Consider the following 19,933-nt stretch of genomic DNA (forward strand, 5'->3'; position numbering starts at 1 on the left):
TTATAGCCAACGACCACAAATTGTTCGCCAAATATCTCTTCTTAATGCAGAGACTTGCTTTCGTGAATTGATAGCCCAGTAATCACTATCCTTGTAGCTACCACCGCCTTTCTTATTAATGCGATAATTAGCGATATCACTTTCAACTTGTGACTCAGGTAGTTGATCACAAAGTAATGGGTAAGAGGCATACGCTTTGAATCGTGTTGAATAGACACTATCTACTGCTTTACCTGAATAAGGATTTGAAGAAATTTTCTTCATTCCTTTTCGTGAGAGCAAGTATGCATGCCCGCCCGTCAACTTGGCTCTTACAACCCCCCTGTAAGGTATCAACCACATTCTACCAAGCATGCCGCCCAAGTAAAAAATCTCAGGGTTTCGTAGCTTCATGAATGTATTGATACGTCTTATTTTTGATTCACGAGGCATCGACAGGGTCGCATCATCTTCAAGAATCAATACCCTTTGATAACCTCGCTGCAGTGCTAAAGTCGCACACGCACGATGCGACTCATAACATCCTCTTTCCGGATTAGAGTCATCACGCTCTGCGAGATAGAATTCGATATTCAAGCCCAAGGGTTCGAATTCTTTCACCAGATGAGCCCTACGATCATAACGATCCTTGAGACTGATGCAGAAAACTCCATCGACTTCCAATGTAGACATGGTCTGCTCCGTCCGTGATGACGTTCTAGGGATGATATTTACTCACTGGAAGGCAACTGCCAGTCGATCGGCTTTTCCCCACGCGCTTCCAGCCAGGCGTTGGCTTGCGAGAAGTGGCGAGAGCCGAAGAAACCGCGGTGCGCTGCGAGGGGGGATGGGTGCGGCGCGTGGAGCACCAGGTGCTTCTGGGTGTCCACAGCGCGGGCCTTCTTCTGGGCATGACTGCCCCAGAGCAGGAAGACGACACCCTCACAGTGCTGGTTGATCACGTCGATGGCGCGGTCGGTGAATTGCTCCCACCCCTGCTTCTGATGCGAGGCGGCCTTGCCCTGCTCGACGGTCAGCACGCTGTTGAGCAGCAAGACGCCCTGCTTCGCCCAGCTTTCAAGGAAGCCGTGATCGACGGGTTCAACGCCGACATCGGTGGCCAGTTCCTTGTAGATGTTCTTCAGCGAAGGCGGCGGGCGTACGCCGGGGCGTACCGAGAAGCACAGTCCATGCGCCTGGCCCGGGCCGTGGTACGGGTCCTGGCCGAGGATCACGACCTTGACGTTGGAGAGCGGCGTCAGCCAGAAGGCGCGGAACCAGTCATCGGAGTGCGGATAGATGACCTTGCCGGCATCTTTCTCGGCGCGCAGAAAGTCGCGCAGACGCTGCATGTAATCAGCCTGAAACTCTTGGCCAAGATGCGCCTGCCAATCGGCAGGCAGCACCTCGGAGCGGCCAGTCGCGGCAGTCTCCAACGGCATGTCAGCTATCGCTCTCTTGCTTCTTGAGCTGCTCGGCGATCGGCTCGACGTAGGCGATACCCATGTCCCACGGGAACTGGATCCAGCAGTTCTGCGGCACTTCGGTGATGAAGCCATCGACCAGCGGACGCCCTTCCGGCTTGGCATAGACGGTCACGAAGTGCGCCTTGGGCAGCATGTCACGCACCGCACGTGCGGTATTGCCGGTGTCGACCAGGTCATCGACCAGCAGCCAGCCGTCACCGTCGTGGTCGACGCCCTTGACCACTTCCAGACCACCCTGCTCCATGTGGTCGTGATAGCTCTTGATGCACACGGTATCGATGTGGCGGATACCCAGCTCGCGGGCGATCAGGCCGGCCGGAATCAGGCCACCGCGGGTGATGGCGATGATGCCCTTGAAGTCGCGACCGCTGAGGTCGTGACACAGCGCGCGCACATCACGGTGCAGCTGGTCCCAGGAGACGATGAAGTGGTCGTGGTAGCGTTCGGAAGACATGTGGGTCACTCGCAATGACGAAACAGAAGGAAAGCATGGTGGCTGGCGCGCCACCGCACAAGGGGAAGATCCACTCAGCCACGCCAGAGCGCGGACAAGGGCCTCAGATTCGCTGCCCGCAGCAACGACGATGGCCCTGCCAGAAGACAGGGCCATCGCGTCAAGCCGGCATTACTCGGATTCGGTGAAGCTGCACGCCGCGAAGACACTGTGGCCTTCTTCACGAATGCGCGCGGAGCCGCCGATTTCCGGCAGATCGATGATGGCTGCCGTCTCGACGACCACACCACCGGTGCGCTCGATCAGCTTGCAGGCCGCCAGCATGGTGCCGCCGGTGGCGATCAGGTCATCCATCACCAGGATGCGATCGCCTTCACGGAAGGCATCGGAGTGCAGCTCGACGGTGGACTCACCATATTCCAGCGAGTAGGTCTCGCTGATGGTCTTGAACGGCAGCTTGCCCTTCTTGCGCACCGGCACGAAGCTGCAGCCCAGCTCGTAGGCCAGCGGAGCACCGATGATGAAGCCACGCGCATCGATGGCGGCGATGGCGTCGATCTCCATCTCCTGATAGCGGTGCACGAAGGAGTCGATCAGCTTGCGGAACGCGGCGGAGTTCTGCAGCACCGGCGTGATGTCACGGAAGTTGACACCTTCCTGGGGCCAGTCCGGCACGGTGCGGATGACAGACTTGATGTAGTCGCTGTAGATGCTCATTAGAGGGCTCCGTCGAGGAACAGGTATTTGCAGGCGAACAGGATGGCGAGAATCACCAGCCCCGGGCTCAGATCACGATAACGGCCGGAGAACAGCTTGATCACGGCGTAGCTGATGAAGCCCAGCGCGATCCCGTTGGCAATCGAGTAGGTCAGCGGCATCACCAGGGTGGCGATCACCACCGGTGCCGCTTCAGTAATGTCGTTCCAGTCGATGCGTGCCAGGCCGCCCGTCATCAGGCAGGCGACATACAACAGCGCACCGGCAGTGGCGAAGGCCGGAATCGAGGTCGCCAGCGGCGACAGGAACAGGCTGACGAGGAACAGGCCGGCAACGACGACGGCCGTCAGGCCGGTACGTCCGCCGGCGGCCACGCCGGTGGCGGATTCGATGTAGCTGGTCACGTTCGAGGTGCCCATGACAGAGCCGACCATGGTGGCACTGGAGTCTGCCATCAAGGCCCGTCCCAGGCGCGGCAGATGGCCACGTTCATTGGTCAGGCCAGCCTGCTGGGAGACGGCGATCAGCGTGCCCGAGGTGTCGAACAGATCGACGAACAGGAAGGCGAAGATGATCGACACCATGCCCAGGTTGAAGGCGCCGGCGATATCGAGCTCCGCCAATGTCGGCAGCATGCTCGGCGGCATCGAGGCAAAGCCGTGGAAATCGTTGTTGCCGGTCAGGGTCGCCAGCAGAGTCACGAGCAGTATGCCGATCATCACCGCACCGATCACTTTGCGGTAGGACAGCGCGACGATCAGGAAGAACGAGAGCAATGCATACATGGCCGCCGGCGAGGATAGATCGCCCAGCGTGACCAGCGTGCCGGGAGCGTCGACGACGATGCCGCTGCCCTGCAGGGCAATGATCGCCATGAACAGGCCGATGCCCGCGGCGATGCCGGTCTTCAGCGAAGCGGGAATGGCATTGATGATCCACTCGCGAATCTTGAAGGCGGACAGCAGGAAGAAGCTCACCCCGGACAGGAAGACCGCGCCCAGCGCGACCTGCCAGGGCACGCCCATCTGGCCGGCGACCGTATAGGTGAAGAAGGCCGTCAGCCCCATGCCCGGCGCCAGCGCGATCGGGTAGTTGGCGTAAAGGCCCATGATCAGACAGCCGATGGCGGCCGCCAGACAGGTCGCGACGAACACGGCGCCGTGATCCATGCCGGTGGAGGCCAGCATCGAGGGAGCCACGAAGATGATATAGGCCATCGCGAGGAAGGAGGTAAATCCTGCGATGACTTCGGTACGCACATTGGTACCGTGCTCGGAGAGCTTGAAAAGACGTTCCAGCATTGAGGTAGCCCCTATCCTTGAGCAGTGCCTGTCCGGCAAGGCGCAGTGGTCGGTGATTGTCAGAATCAGCAGATCAAGACGAACTCGCTCGGACAGGTATGCCGCACAGGGCGTCGGATGAAGCTTTTCCCCTGTTCAGCCTGCCTGAACCACGATGCCCCGCCAGCGGCAGGGCATCGAAAGGCGCAACATGGTACCCAAAGGTCTGCAGCGAATCGAGCATTCCCGGCATATTTCCTGACCAGTCAGACGAGTTCTGGCGTCCTGCCAGTGAGTTGATCCGCTGCAGACTTGCAAGCCTCATGCCAGACGGGAGGCCATGACCCGCTCGACGGTCTCGACAATGGCCTGGGTCTGCGGGTCGACTTCAAGGTTGACCTGATCACCGACGGCGCGCACGCCCATCAGGGTGCGCTCGAGCGTCTCGGGAATCAGATTGACGCAGAAGCGTGTGCCCTGCACCTCCCCGATCGTCAGGCTGACACCGTCAAGTCCCACATAGCCCTTGTCGAACAGAAAACGCATCAGCTCGGCCGGTGCCTGGAACCAGATACGACGATTGTCGGCGGTGGCCTCGATGGCATCGATGGTCACCATCGCCATCACGTGCCCGGACATCGAGTGCCCGCCGATCTCGTCGCCGAAGCGTGCCGCTCGCTCCACGTTCACGACACTTCCCACCTCGAGTTCGCCCAGATTGGTCAGACGCAGCGTCTCGCGCATCAGGTCAAAGCTGGCCAGTTGACCCTCAAGCGCCGTCACGGTCAGACAGCAACCGTTATGGGCCACCGAGGCCCCCAGCTCCAGCCCCGCCTCCAGTCCCGCCGGCAACCGGACCTGATGCGTGCGAAAGTCAGTGCGTTCTTCAATGGCCACCACTTCCGCCATGCCTTGTACGATACCCGTGAACATGCGTGATCTTTCCTTGCACTGCTGCTTCTTGCTGTCGAGAAGCCGTGAATAAGGGACGGCATGCAGCAGCGAGATGACCGGCATGCCCAGCCGAAATCCTAGCATGGTGGACTAGCTGTCGACATGCTGGCGTTGCCGCCCTCGCCACCCGCCTCTCGCCACAGACAAGCACGACTGCCACCGCGAACGTAGAGCAGACAGAGCGGGCCGCAACTCATGCCCGAGTGACCGTCAAGACAGGAAAGCCGTCGATGCCTGTTGAAACCCGCGTCACGACTAGAGCCTTGTAAGAAATGGCTTACAGAGCGTATCGCCAAATTGCCATATCGAACGACAGTTCGAATAAACGTCCAGCGCAAGACCAAAGTCGTTGACACCCCCAAGGTGACTGATAGAATGCGCCTCAAATCTGTTTGGCGCCGATTTGTACCCGGATTGCGGGCGCCCACCACGAGAGCTGGTCTCACGGGGTGCAAGTTCTGCTAAAAGGGTGTGTCCAGCGTTGATGGCCACCCGTCTTGGGTGGTCTTTTTTCTCCCCACTGGATCGCTCCCCTCTTCGCTGTCTGCCATGTGCGCAGACGCCGGCAGAACGTTCTGTCCTCTACAGACCTTCGCCCGCAATCCGGTTGGTGCCTTAACCACTCGGACCCCCATGATCACACTCAAGAACGTCTCCAAGACTTACGGCAGTGGTGACAAGGCCGTGGTCGCGCTCAAGGATGCCAGCCTCACGGTTCCTCAGGGCGCCATTACCGGTGTCATCGGCCTGTCCGGTGCCGGCAAGTCGACCCTCATTCGCTGCGTCAATCTGCTCGAACGCCCCACTGCCGGTAGCGTCGTCGTCGATGGCCAGGAACTGACCGAGCTCGACGAGTCCGCCCTGCGCAGCGCTCGTCACCAGATCGGCATGATCTTCCAGCATTTCAATCTGCTCTCCTCACGCACAGTCTTCGCCAATGTGGCGCTGCCGCTGGAGCTGGCTGGCATCTCGAAGGACGAGATCAAAAAGCGCGTCGAGCCATTGCTGGAGCTGACCGGCCTGAGCGACAAGGCCGGCCAGTATCCTGCCCAGCTGTCCGGCGGCCAGAAACAGCGTGTGGCCATCGCCCGTGCGCTGGCCAGCCGCCCCAAGGTGCTGCTGTGCGACGAGGCCACCTCGGCCCTCGACCCGCAGACCACCGCCTCCATCCTTGAGCTGCTCAAGGACATCAACACCAAGCTGGGCCTGACGATTCTGCTGATCACCCACGAGATGGAAGTGGTCAAGAGCATCTGTGATCAGGTCGCCCTGATCAGCGGCGGTGAACTGGTGGAAGTGGCCTCGGTGGGCGATTTCTTCACCGCACCGCAGACCCGCCTGGGCCGCGAGTTCCTCAATGACTTCCTGGAGCTTGAGCCGCCGCGTGCGCTGGTCGAGCGCCTCGAAGCCACCGCCGGCCCGCACACCCACCCGGTGGTGCGCCTGGCCTTCAGCGGCGACGCCGTCTCCACTCCACTGATCTCCCGTCTGGCGCGTGAATGCCAGGTGGATGTCAGCATCCTGCAGGCCAAGGTGGAATCCATTCAGGACCGCACCCTGGGCCTGATGATCGCCGAACTGATGGGCGACAGCGGCCAGACCCAGCAAGCGCTCGATTATCTCGAATCCCACGACCTGAAAGTGGAGGTGCTCGGCCATGTCACCCGCACTGCTTGAACTCGTCCTGTCCTCCACCCTCGAGACCCTGTACATGGTCGCGGTGGCAGGCCTGATCTCCGCGGCACTCGGCATTCCGCTGGGCGTGGCACTCTACACCTCGCGCCCCGGCCAGATTCTCGCGCGCCCGGCACTCAACAGCGTGCTGAGCATCATCACCAACATCGGTCGCTCGGTGCCGTTCATCATCCTGATGGTGGCAATCATCCCGCTGACGCGCCTGATCGCGGGCAGCTCGATCGGCACCAATGCCGCCATCGTACCGCTGACCATCGCCTCGATTCCCTTCGTCGCCCGCCTGATCGAAGGCGCGCTGAATGAAGTCGGCCCCGGGCTGGTCGAGGCCGCACAGGCCATGGGCGCCACGCCGATGCAGATCATCACCAAGGTACTGCTGCCGGAAGCACGCGGCGGCATCATCAATGGCCTGACCATCACCGTGGTGACGCTGATCAGCTATTCCGCCATGGCCGGCACCGTCGGTGGCGGCGGCCTGGGGGATCTCGGCATTCGCTACGGCTACAACCGCTTCGACCCGATGGTGATGCTGGTGACCGTGGTCATCCTCGTCGTCATGGTGCAGGGCTTCCAGAGCCTGGGCGACCATCTGGTGCGCAAGTCGAACCACAAGTAAGCGTCGTTCCATGAGCGGTGACTGATATAGAAGTGGCGTTCGATCTACAAATCACACGGCTTTCGGTATCGTGACGGCTCATCACAATGAGCCGTCACTCATAACATCCCGCGGACCCCGCCGGTCACGTCGGATCACAAGGAGAACATCGATGCGCAACATGCTGACCACGCTTTCTTCCCCGCTGCGCCTTGCCGGTGCCGCCACCCTGCTCGGCGCCACCCTGCTGGCAGGCTGCGGCAACGACGCGTCCGACGAGAATACCCTCAAGATGGGTACCGTCGCAGGCCCGGAAACCGAAGTGATGAAGGTCGCGGCCGAGATCGCCAAGGAAAAGTACGACCTGAACGTCGAGATCACCGAGTTCACCGACTACGTGTCTCCCAACGCCGCGCTGGCCGACGGCTCTCTGGATGCCAACGCCTACCAGCACCAGCCGTACATGGAATCCATGGTGCGTGAGCGTGGCTACAAGTTCGCCAGCGCCGGCAAGACCTTCGTGTACCCGATCGGTGCCTACTCCGAGAAGTACGCAGACATCAGCGAACTGCCGGACGGCGCGACCATCGCCCTGCCGAACGATCCGTCCAATGAAGGCCGCTCCCTGATCCTGATGCACGACCTGGGCATGATCGAGCTGACCGACAAGGGCAACCTCGAAGCGACCCCGATCGACGTCGCCAAGAACCCGCATGACTACCAGTTCAAGGAAATCGAGGCTGCCCAGCTGCCGCGCATCCTGCCGGACGTCGACCTGGCCTTCATCAACAACACCTTCGCCCAGCCGGCTGGCTTGAAGCCGGAAGACGCGCTGATCCGTGAAGGCGCCGAGTCTCCGTACGTCAACCTGATTGTCGTGCGTCAGGGCGATGAAGACAGCGAGAAGGTGCAGAAGCTGGTCAAGGCCTACCAGACGCCGGAAGTCGAAGCCAAGGCGGAAGAGCTGTTCAAGGGCGCGGCGGTGCCGGGCTGGAAGTAAGCCTCACCCCACGTCACTGACAGACGCCTGAACGCAAAGCGCCGACCACTGGTCGGCGCTTTTGCATCCGGTGGATGACTCATCTCATCACGCATCTCATCGCGCCCAGATGCCGGCGCAGCGCGAGAAGACACACGCGCAGGACACGCTTGAAACAGGCGACCCGCGACCGCATTCCTGCGCCATCTCCCCACTTACCTATCCATCAGGAGCCCTCATGGCCACTCGCCCCGACTATTTACTGCTGGCCCGCCAGCTGGATGCCATCCTCGATACCCGCGACTGGCTGACCAATGCCTCCCAGACGGCTGCCTTCGTCAACATGACGGTGGAGAACCTCAACTGGGCAGGCTTCTATGTGCAACGTCAGCCGCAGGTCCTGCACCTGGGGCCATTCCAGGGTCAGCCGGCCTGCCACCCGATTCCCTTCACCAAGGGCGTGTGTGGCGCCGCCGCCACCGAGCGCACCACCCAGCGTGTCGCGGATGTACACGCCTTCCCGGGCCATATCGCCTGTGACGCCGCCTCGCGCAGCGAGCTGGTCATCCCGGTGCTCATCGAGCAGGACGGCCAGCAAGTGCTGTGGGGTGTGCTGGACCTGGACAGCCCGAGCCCCGAGCGCTTCGACGAAGAGGACCAGGCCGGCATCGAGCGTCTGGTCGAGATCTTCATCGCCTCCAGCGACTTCGACAGCGTTCCTGCCTGACAAACTGAGCGCCCGTCTGACAGGCAGCCTGAACGTCAGCATCACGCTCTGCCGCCCGCCGCGCCACCCGCACGGCGGGCGGTTTGCGTTGCGGCCTGTCAGGCCTTGCACAGCCCCGTGCGAGATGACAGGTTAAGAGCTCTCGCCCCCGACAGGAGCCAAACATGTCATCCCGGTCGCCATCTCATCCCTCGTCGCCCTCTACTTCGCCCTCCACATCATCCTCTACATCCCCGGATTCGCCGCCCCCACACGCGGAGGCCTCGCTGCAAAATCACGACGATGCGCATGCCGGCCTTGAGCGAGTCATCAAGCATCTTGAGCGTATCAAGGCCTTCACGGCGCGCACCGGCAATGACCTCGGCGCCAAGCGCACCCTGCTTGAGGCCTACTTCGCTGCCGACGCCAGCATTCTCGACACCGGCGTGACACCGCGTCTCGCGATGGTACCGGGTGGCGAGGGAGAGCGTGTCTGTGAGGTATTGCCGGCACCCGATGACGCACCAGCGCGCCCGCGTCGCCTGCTGTATGTGCATGGCGGCAGCTGGATCGCAGGCTCGCCTGCCGGCCATCGCCCTCTGGCCAGCCGTCTGGGGCGAGCGGCACGCGCCCAGACCTACACCCTGGATTACCGCCTCGCGCCCGAGGCCGCCTTCCCGGCCGGCCTGCAGGACGTGCTGGCCGCGTGGCGCTGGCTGTGTGACGAATACCCGCAGGACCACCTGCTGCTGGCCGGTGACAGTGCGGGCGGCAACCTCACGCTGGCGGCCCTGAATGCGCTCAAGAGCGCAGGCGAGCGGCTGCCGGATGCGGTGATCGCCTTCTCGCCCGCCACGGACCTCAGCTGGGGCAGCGCCTCGCTGTCGCGCAAGGCCGAGGTGGACCCGATCCTCGATCCCAATCTGCTGCCCTTCGTGAGCATGGCCTATGTGCAGGACGGTACCGACATGAGCGATCCGCGCATCTCGCCGCTGGAGGGAAATCTGTTTGACCTGCCTCCGACGCTGATCCAGTGCGGCGAGGCGGAGATCCTGCTCGACGACAGCCGTCGCTACGCCACTCAGGCGCAGGACTGCGGCTCGCCCGTCACATTGAGTCTGTGGCCGGACATGCCGCATGTGTTCGTCGGCTTCGCTCCGCTGCTGAGCGCTGCCAATGCCGCCCTCAAGGAAGCACGCGAATTCCTCGACGAGACGCTTGCCTGAGCGGCGCGCACCAATCCCGCGGCAGATTTTCATGACACGCACACGAAAAAACGCCCGACTCGATGAGCCGGGCGTTTTCTGGAATCTGGTAGGACCAGGCGGATTTGAACCGCCGACCTCCACGATGTCAACGTGGCGCTCTAACCAACTGAGCTATGGTCCTGAAGTGTGGCAGATGACACAGGAACACTTGAAACATACCGTGGAACGGCTTGGTAGGACCAGGCGGATTTGAACCGCCGACCTCCACGATGTCAACGTGGCGCTCTAACCAACTGAGCTATGGTCCTGAATCAAGTGGCGCGATGTTGCCATCAGTGCCGATGCTGGTAGGACCAGGCGGATTTGAACCGCCGACCTCCACGATGTCAACGTGGCGCTCTAACCAACTGAGCTATGGTCCTATGTCAGCATGCTGAAATGCGAAGCAGTGTGATGCGAAGTGCTTTGCCCTGTCAGCGAGGACGTATTCTACGCAACTCCCGTTTTGATGCAACCCCCTGATGATAAAAAATTTTCTCGCCATTCCGCCTTGCCATGATCAGGTAAAAAGAACGGACACAGAGCGGGAACGGATCGGCCGCGCGCGGCACGCAAGCGAGGCTCGTCATCACGGCCAGGCCTGAAAAGAACTCACCCGGTCTGATCTGCTCTGCTCTGCCCTACGCCGCCAGCCACTCTTGCCCAATGGCACAAGGTTGGCTGGCAGCGCACGGACACGACAATGGCTGGCCGCAGCGCCTCGACGGCTAGAGGAAGACCCGACGCAGCGCAGCTGCCAACACGGCCCCCAGCAAGGGACCGGCGATCGGCACCCAGGCATACTGCCAGCCCGAACTGCCCTTGCCGGCAATCGGCAATACCCAATGCGCGATGCGCGGCGCCAGGTCACGCGCCGGGTTCATCGCGTTGCCGGTCTGCCCACCCAGCGACAGGCCGATCGCCCAGACCAGCACACCGATCAGATATGGCAGCGCCTGATCGGTGACCAGCGCGCTGTTGACCATGCTGCCGATGGCGAAGATGAGCACCACCGTCGCGATCGCTTCACTGATGACATTGGCCGTCTTGTTGGCCACTGCCGGATCAGTACAGAAGACCGCGCGTTTGCGCAGCGGGTCTCGGGTCACCTCCCAATGCGGGTAATAGGCCGCCCACACCAGCACCGCCCCCATGAAGCAGCCCAGCAGCTCCGCCAGCATCATCCTGGCGACCTTGAGCTCGTCGGTATGCACGCCCAGCAGGTATTTCGCGATCGTCACCGCCGGATTGAGATCGCCGTAGGGCGACCCTGTCGAGGTCGAGACCAGCACCCCGACCATCACGGCAAATCCCCAGCCGGCATTGATCATCAACCAGCTGGAACCCGCTCCCTTGGTGCCCCTGAGCATCGCATTGGCGACCACGCCACCTCCCAGCAGAATCATGAAGGTGGTGCCCAGAAACTCGCCCGTCATGACGTCAGTCCACATCTTGATGACCTCCGCCACTTGCCCCCCGTCAGTCGTCTACCGCCACCTCTCGCCCGCACGAACGCGCCCCATGACGATGGAGTGGTGCTATCGCCGGGGGAGGCGAGAAAAGGCGGAGACCCGAAATGACTTCGCCCCGTCGAGGGACGGGGCGAAGTCAGGCTACAGTGCCACAGGTGCAGGGGGCTGCTCCAGCGGATTGCGGCAAGGATTTGTTACAGCAGCAGATGCCACATGGAGGCCGCGATCAAGGCACCCGCCAGGGGGCCGGCGATCGGCACCCAGGCATACCCCCAGCCGGAGGCACCCTTGCCGTGGATCGGCAACAAGGAGTGCGCGATACGCGGGCCCAGATCACGTGCCGGGTTGATGGCATAACCGGTCGCGCCACCCAGCGAGAGGCCGATGGCCCATACCAGCATGCCGACCAGATACGGCAGCAGGCCAGCGCTGATGGTGCCGGAGCCGACGATGGCGCCGATACCGAAGATCAGCACCACGGTACCGATCACTTCGCTGAGCATGTTGCCCAGACGACACTCGACTGCCGGGTCGGTGCAGAACACCGCACGCTTGAGGCCAGCATCGCTGGTGCGCTTCCAGTGCGGCAGATAGGCCAGCCACACCATCACGGCACCGGCGAAACAACCGAGCATCTGCGCGATGACATGTCGCGCCACATCCATGAGGGTGGCATGCACCCCGAGCAGATACTTGGCCAGCGTCACCGCCGGATTGAGGTCCGCCTGGGGCGAACCGGTCGAGACGGCCACGAACACGCCGATCATCACGGCAAAGCCCCAGCCGGTGGTGATCACGATCCAGCCGGAACCATTGCCCTTGGTGTCAGACAACACCACATTGGCGACCACGCCACCGCCGAACAGGATAAGGAACAGACAGCCGAGAAACTCGCCTGTCATGACATCGGTCCACATGCTCAGTGGCCTCCGTCGCTTTTCACTCTTTCCACCGCTTCCAGCCAGCCGGCGTAGAGGCGCTCGCGCTGCTCTTCCGCCATTTCCGGCGCGAAGGTACGCTCGCAATGCCACAGCTCGCTGATCACATCCAGGCTTTCATACCAGCCGATATGCAGGCCGGCCAGATACGCGACGCCCAGCGCCGTGGTTTCCAGCACGCGCGGACGATCCACCTTCACGCCCAGCATGTCAGACAGGAACTGCATCACCCAGTTGTTGCTGACCATGCCGCCATCCACGCGCAGATTCGCGCAGTTGATGGCCACGTCATCCAGCATGCACTCCTGCAGGTCACGCGTCTGATAGCACACCGACTGCAGGCCGGCCGCCACGATATCGGTGATGCCGGTACCACGGGTCAGCCCCAGAATCGCGCCACGCGCCTGCGGGTCCCAGTGCGGTGCCCCAAGGCCAGTGAAGGCCGGCACCATGTAGACGCCGTGGTCGGCCTTGGCCGCACGCGCCAGCGGTTCGGTCTCGGAGGCATCGGAAAACAGCTTCAGGCCATCACGCAGCCACTGCACGGTTGCGCCCGCCACGAAGATGCTGCCTTCCATGGCATAGGTCGGCTTGCCATTGAGGCGATAACCCACCGTGGTCAGCAGACGATTGCGGGACAGCTCCATCTTCTCGCCGGTGTTCATGATCATGAAGCAGCCGGTGCCGTAGGTGCTCTTGCTCATGCCGGGCGTGAAGCAGGCCTGACCGACCAGCGCCGCCTGCTGATCGCCGGCCACGCCGCGAATCGGCATCGCCGCACCGAACAGCTGCGGATCGGTGGTGCCGAAATCATCACTGGAATCCAGCACTTGCGGCAGCAGGCTTTCCGGGATGCCGAACAGCTCCAGCAGCTCGCTGTCCCAGCACTGATCGACGATGTTGAAAAGGCAGGTACGCGAGGCGTTGGTGGCATCGGTGACGTGACGCTTGCCGGCGGTCAGCTTCCAGATCAGGTAGCTGTCGACGGTACCGAAGGCCAGCTCGCCCTTCTCGGCACGTGCGCGAACGCCTTCGACGTTCTCGAGAATCCAGCGCAGCTTGGTCGCGGAGAAATACGGGTCGATCAGCAGACCGGTCTTCTGCTGGATCATGTCACCATGACCGGCATCGGAAAGCTCACGACAGTACTCGTGGGTACGGCGGTCCTGCCAGACGATGGCGTTGTAGACCGGCACGCCGGTCTCGCGGTCCCAGACGATGGTGGTCTCACGCTGGTTGGTGATCCCGATGGCGGCCACCTGCTCGGCGCCGACATTGGTATTGATCAGCGACTGACGCACGGTGCGCTTCACCGACCCCCAGATATCATCGACGTTGTGCTCGACCCAACCGCTATCCGGGAAATGCTGCGGAAATTCTTCCTGGGCCAGACCTGTCACCGTCCCTTCACGATCGAACAGGATGGCGCGGGAGCTGGTGGTACCCTGGTCGATCGCGAGAATGCGCGTGGGTCCATCGACGCGAGAGTCTTTCTCTGGCTTGGGGCTAGACATTATGACTGTCCTTGGCTTCGAGGCTGCTTCTGAGAGTACACGTCAGCGGAGACTGCGGTACTTCACTATATTGGCTCGGGTATTATGTGAGGGCGACAGGAGAAAGCGGGTTGGCTTTGTCCTCTTCGCGCTTGGCAGGCGCAGCGAGAACACTTCCTCTTGAACCATCACAACCGAACACGAAATGTTCGTCTTCGAATATCGCTGCAAACGTTAGCGCCAAATGCGCGCTATCACAAACGTATTACCAATCAATATCATTGTACCTTGGTCTCATGTCCATTGCGCCGACATGGCCTGTTGCAGCTTCGCAACACCTTGACGCCATTCGTCAAATTGCACTGACGCCCCCCTGTTGGATTAGGATGTAGCCTCACTGGACGACCCCACTCCCCAACGGCAACCGTGATGCGCGCTTCCTGACATGAAGTGAACTCACGTTTCGCAAGCCGCTGACAACAAGAGAGCAGGATGATGCAGCCAAAGCGCCATCGCGCCATTGTCGAACTGATCACGCGTCAGGGATATGCCTCCATCGAGCAGCTGGCCAGTCACTTCGAGGTCACGCCGCAGACCATTCGTCGCGACCTCAATCAGCTATCCGAGGCCGGCGCGCTCAAGCGCGTACACGGTGGCGCGGGGCTTGAATCCAGTACCGTCAGCACCGCCTACAGCACCCGCAAGACATTGAACCTGGGCGCCAAGCGGCGCATGGCGGCCGCCCTGGCTAGGCAGATTCCTGACCACGCCTCGCTGTTCATCAACATCGGCACCAGCAACGAGATGGTGGCCGAGGCGCTATGTGATCACCACGGACTTGAAGTCATCACCAACAACCTGAACGTGGCGGCCATCCTCCAGCACAAGGAGGATTTCAATGTCATCGTGGCCGGCGGCATGGTGCGTTCTCGCGATGGCGGCATCATCGGTGAGGCCACCATCGACTTCATCAACCAGTTCAAGGTCGACTTCGGGATCATTGGCATCAGCGGCATCGATGAAGATGGCTCGCTGCTGGAATTCGACTATCAGGAAGTGCGTGTCGCCCAGGCAATCATCCACAACTCACGCCAGGTCTTCCTGATCGCGGATCACTCCAAGTTCCAGCGCAATGCGGTCGTGCGCCAGGGCAACCTGAGCCAGCTCGATGCGCTCTTCACCGACATCCAGCCCCCGGAAAGCATCCTTACCCTGATGCGTCAGCACGAGGTCGCGCTGCATGTCGCCGGTGCCGAGTCGTCGGGCGAGACTGGCGACGCTTGAGCTCGATGACGCGTCACCCAACCCACTAGTCGCCTCACCAACAAGTCATCGCGCAATCCGGTCATCGCGCATCAAGGGGCCAGGCAATACGCCGACATGCAGCCTGGCCCGGCTCTCATCCCTTATCCCTCGCCCCCTTTTCTTCTTCCCCCTCGCCCCTTTGCACCGATGAACCCTGCACCGATGAACCCTCGCAGATCACGAAAGCTACCCAGCTGCTGACTGTCCGCTGCCCAGCGGCACCGCTTCGTCTCCGTATATCGTGTCATGACGCTTGATCAGTCACTGCGGGCATCGTCTGCGCCGCCCGCGCGGCAACATGACAGCCAGGCGCTTCATGAAAATGTCACGCCATGATCAGAGACTGAGAAAAAACACCGGCAAGACAACAGGTTGAATATCAGGCAATCCTCAGTTGCCAGACACTCGCCCAAATGATCACTTCCGAAAGCCATCAGCGCAGAAGAATCCCCTTGATGTTCGACTTTTGCTAAGCTATGTTCACTTTCGAAAACCTATTATCGCGCACCTTGCCGGTGCAGACTCATTCGCCCCACCCGGTAGCGCCGGGCACGAGCAGGAGCAGCCCATGTCCCGCGACAACGATGCACTTCTTGACCTCTTCATCATCGGCGGCGGCATCAATGGCGCCGGTATCGCCAACGATGCCAGCGGCCGCGGCCTGAGCGTGGCCCTGTGCGAGCAGAACGACCTCGCCAGTGCGACCTCCTCCGCCAGCAGCAAGCTGATCCACGGTGGCCTGCGCTATCTGGAACACTACGAATTCCGTCTGGTGCGCGAAGCACTGCAGGAGCGCGAGGTACTCCTCAAGAAGGCGCCGCATATCATCTGGCCGCTGCGCTTCATCCTGCCGCACCAGCCGCATCTGCGTCCGGCGTGGATGATTCGTGCGGGCCTGTTCCTGTATGACCACATCGGCAAGCGCGAGACCCTGCCAGCCTCCAAGGGCCTCAAGTTCGGCGAGCAGAGTCCGCTGGTCAGCGAGATCAATCAGGGCTTCGAATACTCGGATTGCTGGGTCGATGATGCTCGTCTGGTCATCACCAATGCGCTGCAGGCGCGCGAGCAAGGCGCCGAGATCATGACGGGCACCCGCTGTGTCGGCGCCCGCGATGTCGAGGGCCACTGGGAGCTGACGCTTGAAGATGTCAGCAGCGGCGAGACCTTCATCCGCCGCGCACGCACCCTGGTGAATGCGGCAGGCCCGTGGGTGGAGTCCTTCATCAAGGGCGCCACCGAGCGCACGCCGCGCTATGGCATCCGCATGATCCAGGGCAGCCACCTGATCGTGCCGCGCATCAACACCGATGACCGCGCCTTCATCCTGCAGAACAAGGACAAGCGCATCGTCTTCGTGCTGCCCTATCAGGAAGACTTCAGCCTGATCGGCACCACTGACGTGCGCTACAAGGGCGACCCCTCCGAAGTGGCCTGCTCCAGCGATGAGACCGACTACATGCTCGAGGTGGTCAACCATCACTTCAAGCGCAAGCTGAGCCGCGATGACGTGGTCTCGACCTTCTCCGGCGTGCGCCCGCTGTGTGACGACGAGTCGGCAGACCCGTCCGCGATGACGCGTGATTACACCCTGCATCTGGATGACAGCGGCGCACCGATGCTGTCCATCTTCGGCGGCAAGATCACCACCTATCGCAAACTGGCCGAATCGGCACTCGAAGACCTCAAGCCGCTGCTGCCGAGCATGGGCGAGCCGTGGACCCACGAGAAGGCCCTGCCCGGTGGCGATATCGAGAGCCGCGCGGCCTTCACCCGCCAGCTGCAGCGCGACTACCCGTTCCTCGGCGAAGCACGCGCCAGACGCTTCGCCTCAAGCTACGGCAGCCTGTGCCTGCACTTCCTCGACGGCAAGAAGAGCGAGGCGGAGCTGGGTGAAGACTTCGGCGCCGGACTCAGTGCCGCCGAGATCGACTACCTGGTCGAGCACGAATGGGCGCGTGAGGTCCAGGATGTCGTCTGGCGCCGCACCAAGCTGACGCTGCGCCTGAGCGATGAGCAGAAGACGCGCATCGGCGACTACCTCAAGGAACGCCTGCTGGCACGCGCCGCATGATGAAAACCGGCTGAGCCAGCAGCAAAAGAAAGCCCGCCCCTCCTTGCCGGAGGGGCGGGCTTTTCGTTCAGGGACAGGCGGGATTTCAGGTCATGTATTGACGACTTACTGGATACCGCCCGCCGTCAGCTTGGCCGGGTCGAGCAGACGCTCCAGCTCCTCGCGTGACAACTCGGTCTCTTCCTCGGCTACATCCAGAATCGGACGCCCGGCCTGATAGGCCACCTTGGCCACTCGCGCCGCCTCGTTGTAACCGATCACCGGATTGAGCGCCGTGACCAGAATCGGGTTCTTGGCCAGCGGTGCCTCGATGTTGTCCTGACGCACGTTGAAGGTGGCAATGGCCTTGTCCGCCAGCAGACGGCTGACATTGGCACTCAGCGTGATCGAGGACAGCAGGTTGTTGGCGATCAGCGGCAGCATGACATTGAGCTGGAAGTTGCCGCTCTGCCCGGCGATGCCAATGGTGGCGTCATTGCCCATCACCTGCGCCGCCACCTGAGCGGCCGCCTCGGGAATCACCGGATTGACCTTGCCCGGCATGATGGAGCTGCCCGGCTGCAGGGCCTCAAGCTCGATCTCGCCCAGCCCTGCCAGCGGGCCGGAATTCATCCAGCGCAGGTCGTTGCTGATCTTCATCATCGCCACGGCGTAGGTACGCAGATGGCCGGAGAGCTCGACTGCCGTGTCCTGGGAGGACAGCGCCGCGAAGAAGCTCTCGGCGGGACGGAAGGCATGGCCGGTCTGGTGCGAGAGGCGGTCGGCGATGCGCTCGGCGAATTCCGGATGCGCGTTGATGCCACTGCCGACGGCGGTGCCGCCCTGGGCGAGGCGCTCGAGGCGCGGCAGCACCTGCTCGATGCGCTCGATGGCCTGCCCGACCTGCGCCTGCCAGGCTCCCAGCTCCTGACTCATGCGAATCGGCATCGCATCCATCAGGTGAGTGCGACCGGTCTTGACGACGTCGTCCACCTCAGAGGCCTTGCGGGAGATCACCTCATGCAGATGGCGCAGCGCCGGCAACAGAGTGTCCGAGACAGCGATGACGGCGGACAGATGAATGGCCGTCGGGATGACATCATTGCTCGACTGGCCCATGTTGACGTGGTCGTTGGCGCCGACGGTCACGTCCTTGTCACCCAGATGCTGATTGGCAAGCTGCGTCAGCACCTCGTTGACGTTCATGTTGGTCGAGGTGCCGGAACCGGTCTGGAAGACATCTACCGGGAATTGATCGGCATGCTCGCCGTCGATGATCTGACGCGCCGCCTTGATGATCGCCTCGGCACGCACGTCATCCAGCAGCTCCAGGTCACGGTTGACCTCGGCGGCGGCCAGCTTGATACGCGCCACGGCACGAATGAAGGCAGCAGGCAACGGCTGGCCACTGACGGGGAAGTTGTCGACCGCTCGCTGAGTCTGGGCACCATAGAGTGCGCTGGCCGGCACTTCGAGTTCACCCATGCTGTCGCGTTCACGGCGGGTCTGGCTGCTCATGCTTGTCTCCCTGTGCTGTTGCATATGACGTCGCACCTGGCTGGCGTCACTGATGGGCGGCTGGCAATAATTGATCAATGACCTGATCGCCAGCTTCGATCCCCTGATGATCACTTGGGGACGTACAGGATACCAATCAAGCCGCTTGATGGTAGTGATTATCAATAACAATTACACATTCATTGCCGGGCTCCGTCATCACCCGCCCTGCAACGGCACGGACGCACGCTTGCGAGATGGCTTGTCACCAATCCTCTGTTACGCAAGACGGGGCCTCGGTTACACTACCGAGCTTGCGAGGGCCTATGGCTGGCCCTTTCCAGCGGCCCACTACCACCTTAGCGAGGACAGCATGAAAAGCCTGAAAGAGCAGACTGAAGCGAAGGTTGAAGCTGGGCGCCAGGCCAAGCCTGACTTCATGAAGAATGTCGATGAGATCATCGAAAACGCCAAGGCTTTGCAACAGGGTGCGAATGCTCTTTCCGTGGGCGAGAAGGCACCCGGGTTCGCGCTGCCCAACGCCGCAGGCCAGGCAGTGTCTCTCGAGGAATTGCTCGAATCAGGCCCGGTCGTGGTCACCTTCTATCGTGGTGACTGGTGCCCCTACTGCAGCTTGCAGCTGAGAGCCCTGAATGAGCGACTCGAAGACATTCGCGCTCACGGCGCACAGTTGGTCGCCATCAGCCCACAGGTGCCGGATGACTCGCTCTCCGCCACCGAGATCGATGAGATGAAGTTCCACGTATTGTCAGACCAGGACGCAGAGGTCGCCTCTCGCTATGGCGTCGCCTGGAAGGTGCCGGACTATCTGATGGAACACATGCGCGTGGATCGTGAACTCGATCTGGATGCCATCAACAACGGTAATGGCAGTGTATTGCCCATCCCGGCGACTTTCGTCATCGCACAGGACAGAACCGTGAGCTGGCGTCACGTCGATGTCGATTACCGGACACGCTCGGAACCCGCAGATATCGTCAACGCCTTGAAAGAGCTCGCCTGACACCCTCACAGGCACTTGAGGCTCCCCAGACGCCTGCCACCGCCGGCGTCTGGGGTAATAT

The 19,933-nt window shown here is 61.7% G+C and carries 18 protein-coding genes and 3 tRNA genes; 8 read left to right on the forward strand and 13 right to left on the reverse strand.

The window, feature by feature from the left end:
- The 6 genes from U0O11_RS12090 to U0O11_RS12115 form a co-directional block, all read right to left on the reverse strand.
- Positions 1-672: a glycosyltransferase family 25 protein gene (locus U0O11_RS12090; RefSeq protein ID WP_324690282.1), complete on the reverse strand. Its 672-nt coding sequence runs from the start codon at positions 670-672 to the stop codon at positions 1-3.
- Positions 673-710: 38 nt separating this feature from the next.
- Positions 711-1,421, reverse strand: coding sequence for a uracil-DNA glycosylase (gene ung / locus U0O11_RS12095; protein ID WP_324690284.1), 711 nt, complete (start codon positions 1,419-1,421; stop codon positions 711-713).
- 1 nt (position 1,422) lies between these two features.
- The gene (gene gpt, locus U0O11_RS12100) at positions 1,423-1,920 is read right to left on the reverse strand and encodes a xanthine phosphoribosyltransferase (protein WP_043335607.1); all 498 of its coding nucleotides are present in this window, start codon (positions 1,918-1,920) and stop codon (positions 1,423-1,425) included.
- A 171-nt stretch (positions 1,921-2,091) separates the two neighbouring features.
- Positions 2,092-2,637 carry an adenine phosphoribosyltransferase gene (locus U0O11_RS12105; protein ID WP_043335609.1) on the reverse strand — a complete coding sequence of 182 codons (546 nt, stop codon included), beginning with the start codon at positions 2,635-2,637 and terminating at the stop codon, positions 2,092-2,094.
- Positions 2,637-3,938, reverse strand: a complete 1,302-nt coding sequence (locus U0O11_RS12110; RefSeq protein ID WP_107336316.1) for an NCS2 family permease — start codon at positions 3,936-3,938, stop codon at positions 2,637-2,639. Before U0O11_RS12110 ends, U0O11_RS12105 begins: the two co-directional genes overlap by 1 nt.
- Before the next feature lie 300 nt (positions 3,939-4,238).
- The gene (locus U0O11_RS12115; RefSeq protein ID WP_054557313.1) at positions 4,239-4,850 is read right to left on the reverse strand and encodes a riboflavin synthase; all 612 of its coding nucleotides are present in this window, start codon (positions 4,848-4,850) and stop codon (positions 4,239-4,241) included.
- 654 nt (positions 4,851-5,504) lie between these two features.
- Between U0O11_RS12115 and U0O11_RS12120 the strand changes: the two genes are divergently transcribed.
- From U0O11_RS12120 to U0O11_RS12140, 5 genes are all read left to right on the forward strand, one after another.
- Complete coding sequence (locus U0O11_RS12120) at positions 5,505-6,548, forward strand: methionine ABC transporter ATP-binding protein (RefSeq protein WP_324690287.1); 1,044 nt, start codon at positions 5,505-5,507, stop codon at positions 6,546-6,548.
- Positions 6,529-7,182 carry a methionine ABC transporter permease gene (locus U0O11_RS12125; RefSeq protein WP_107336314.1) on the forward strand — a complete coding sequence of 218 codons (654 nt, stop codon included), beginning with the start codon at positions 6,529-6,531 and terminating at the stop codon, positions 7,180-7,182. Before U0O11_RS12120 ends, U0O11_RS12125 begins: the two co-directional genes overlap by 20 nt.
- A 160-nt stretch (positions 7,183-7,342) precedes the next feature.
- The gene (locus tag U0O11_RS12130) at positions 7,343-8,161 is read left to right on the forward strand and encodes a MetQ/NlpA family ABC transporter substrate-binding protein (protein ID WP_043335679.1); all 819 of its coding nucleotides are present in this window, start codon (positions 7,343-7,345) and stop codon (positions 8,159-8,161) included.
- Positions 8,162-8,378: 217 nt separating this feature from the next.
- Entirely contained in the window at positions 8,379-8,867 is a 489-nt protein-coding gene (locus tag U0O11_RS12135) for a GAF domain-containing protein (protein WP_324690290.1), read from the forward strand.
- A gap of 164 nt (positions 8,868-9,031) precedes the next feature.
- The gene (locus U0O11_RS12140; RefSeq protein ID WP_324690292.1) at positions 9,032-10,072 is read left to right on the forward strand and encodes an alpha/beta hydrolase; all 1,041 of its coding nucleotides are present in this window, start codon (positions 9,032-9,034) and stop codon (positions 10,070-10,072) included.
- 86 nt (positions 10,073-10,158) lie between these two features.
- On the opposite strand, the gene U0O11_RS12145 is transcribed toward U0O11_RS12140, so the two are convergent.
- The 6 genes from U0O11_RS12145 to glpK all read right to left on the reverse strand — a co-directional run bounded on the left by U0O11_RS12145 (position 10,159) and on the right by glpK (position 14,017).
- Positions 10,159-10,235: transfer RNA gene (locus U0O11_RS12145), tRNA-Val, on the reverse strand.
- 50 nt (positions 10,236-10,285) lie between these two features.
- Positions 10,286-10,362 (reverse strand) — tRNA-Val (locus tag U0O11_RS12150).
- Positions 10,363-10,399: 37 nt separating this feature from the next.
- Positions 10,400-10,476: transfer RNA gene (locus U0O11_RS12155), tRNA-Val, on the reverse strand.
- A 345-nt stretch (positions 10,477-10,821) separates the two neighbouring features.
- A complete protein-coding gene (locus U0O11_RS12160) occupies positions 10,822-11,544 on the reverse strand; it encodes an MIP/aquaporin family protein (protein WP_324690293.1) in 723 nt (240 codons plus the stop codon).
- A 215-nt stretch (positions 11,545-11,759) separates the two neighbouring features.
- On the reverse strand, positions 11,760-12,482 hold the full coding sequence (locus U0O11_RS12165; protein WP_052384798.1) for an MIP/aquaporin family protein: 723 nt from the start codon (positions 12,480-12,482) through the stop codon (positions 11,760-11,762).
- Between the two features lie 2 nt (positions 12,483-12,484).
- Complete coding sequence (glpK, locus tag U0O11_RS12170; protein WP_324690296.1) at positions 12,485-14,017, reverse strand: glycerol kinase GlpK; 1,533 nt, start codon at positions 14,015-14,017, stop codon at positions 12,485-12,487.
- Between the two features lie 471 nt (positions 14,018-14,488).
- On the opposite strand from glpK, the gene U0O11_RS12175 reads away from it, so the two are divergent.
- Positions 14,489-15,280 (forward strand): DeoR/GlpR family transcriptional regulator, encoded by a 792-nt coding sequence (locus U0O11_RS12175; protein ID WP_324690298.1) that lies wholly within the window; start codon positions 14,489-14,491, stop codon positions 15,278-15,280.
- Positions 15,281-15,869: 589 nt separating this feature from the next.
- On the forward strand, positions 15,870-17,372 hold the full coding sequence (glpD, locus tag U0O11_RS12180; protein WP_215823209.1) for a glycerol-3-phosphate dehydrogenase: 1,503 nt from the start codon (positions 15,870-15,872) through the stop codon (positions 17,370-17,372).
- Positions 17,373-17,477: 105 nt separating this feature from the next.
- Here glpD and U0O11_RS12185 read toward each other — a convergent pair whose 3' ends face one another.
- Positions 17,478-18,869 carry a class II fumarate hydratase gene (locus U0O11_RS12185; RefSeq protein ID WP_192837605.1) on the reverse strand — a complete coding sequence of 464 codons (1,392 nt, stop codon included), beginning with the start codon at positions 18,867-18,869 and terminating at the stop codon, positions 17,478-17,480.
- Between the two features lie 70 nt (positions 18,870-18,939).
- On the opposite strand from U0O11_RS12185, the gene U0O11_RS12190 reads away from it, so the two are divergent.
- Complete coding sequence (locus tag U0O11_RS12190; protein WP_324690300.1) at positions 18,940-19,872, forward strand: peroxiredoxin-like family protein; 933 nt, start codon at positions 18,940-18,942, stop codon at positions 19,870-19,872.
- Positions 19,873-19,933: the final 61 nt, after the last annotated feature.

The organism is Cobetia sp. D5 (assembly GCF_035666195.1).
In the GTDB taxonomy this organism is placed as follows: domain Bacteria; phylum Pseudomonadota; class Gammaproteobacteria; order Pseudomonadales; family Halomonadaceae; genus Cobetia; species Cobetia amphilecti.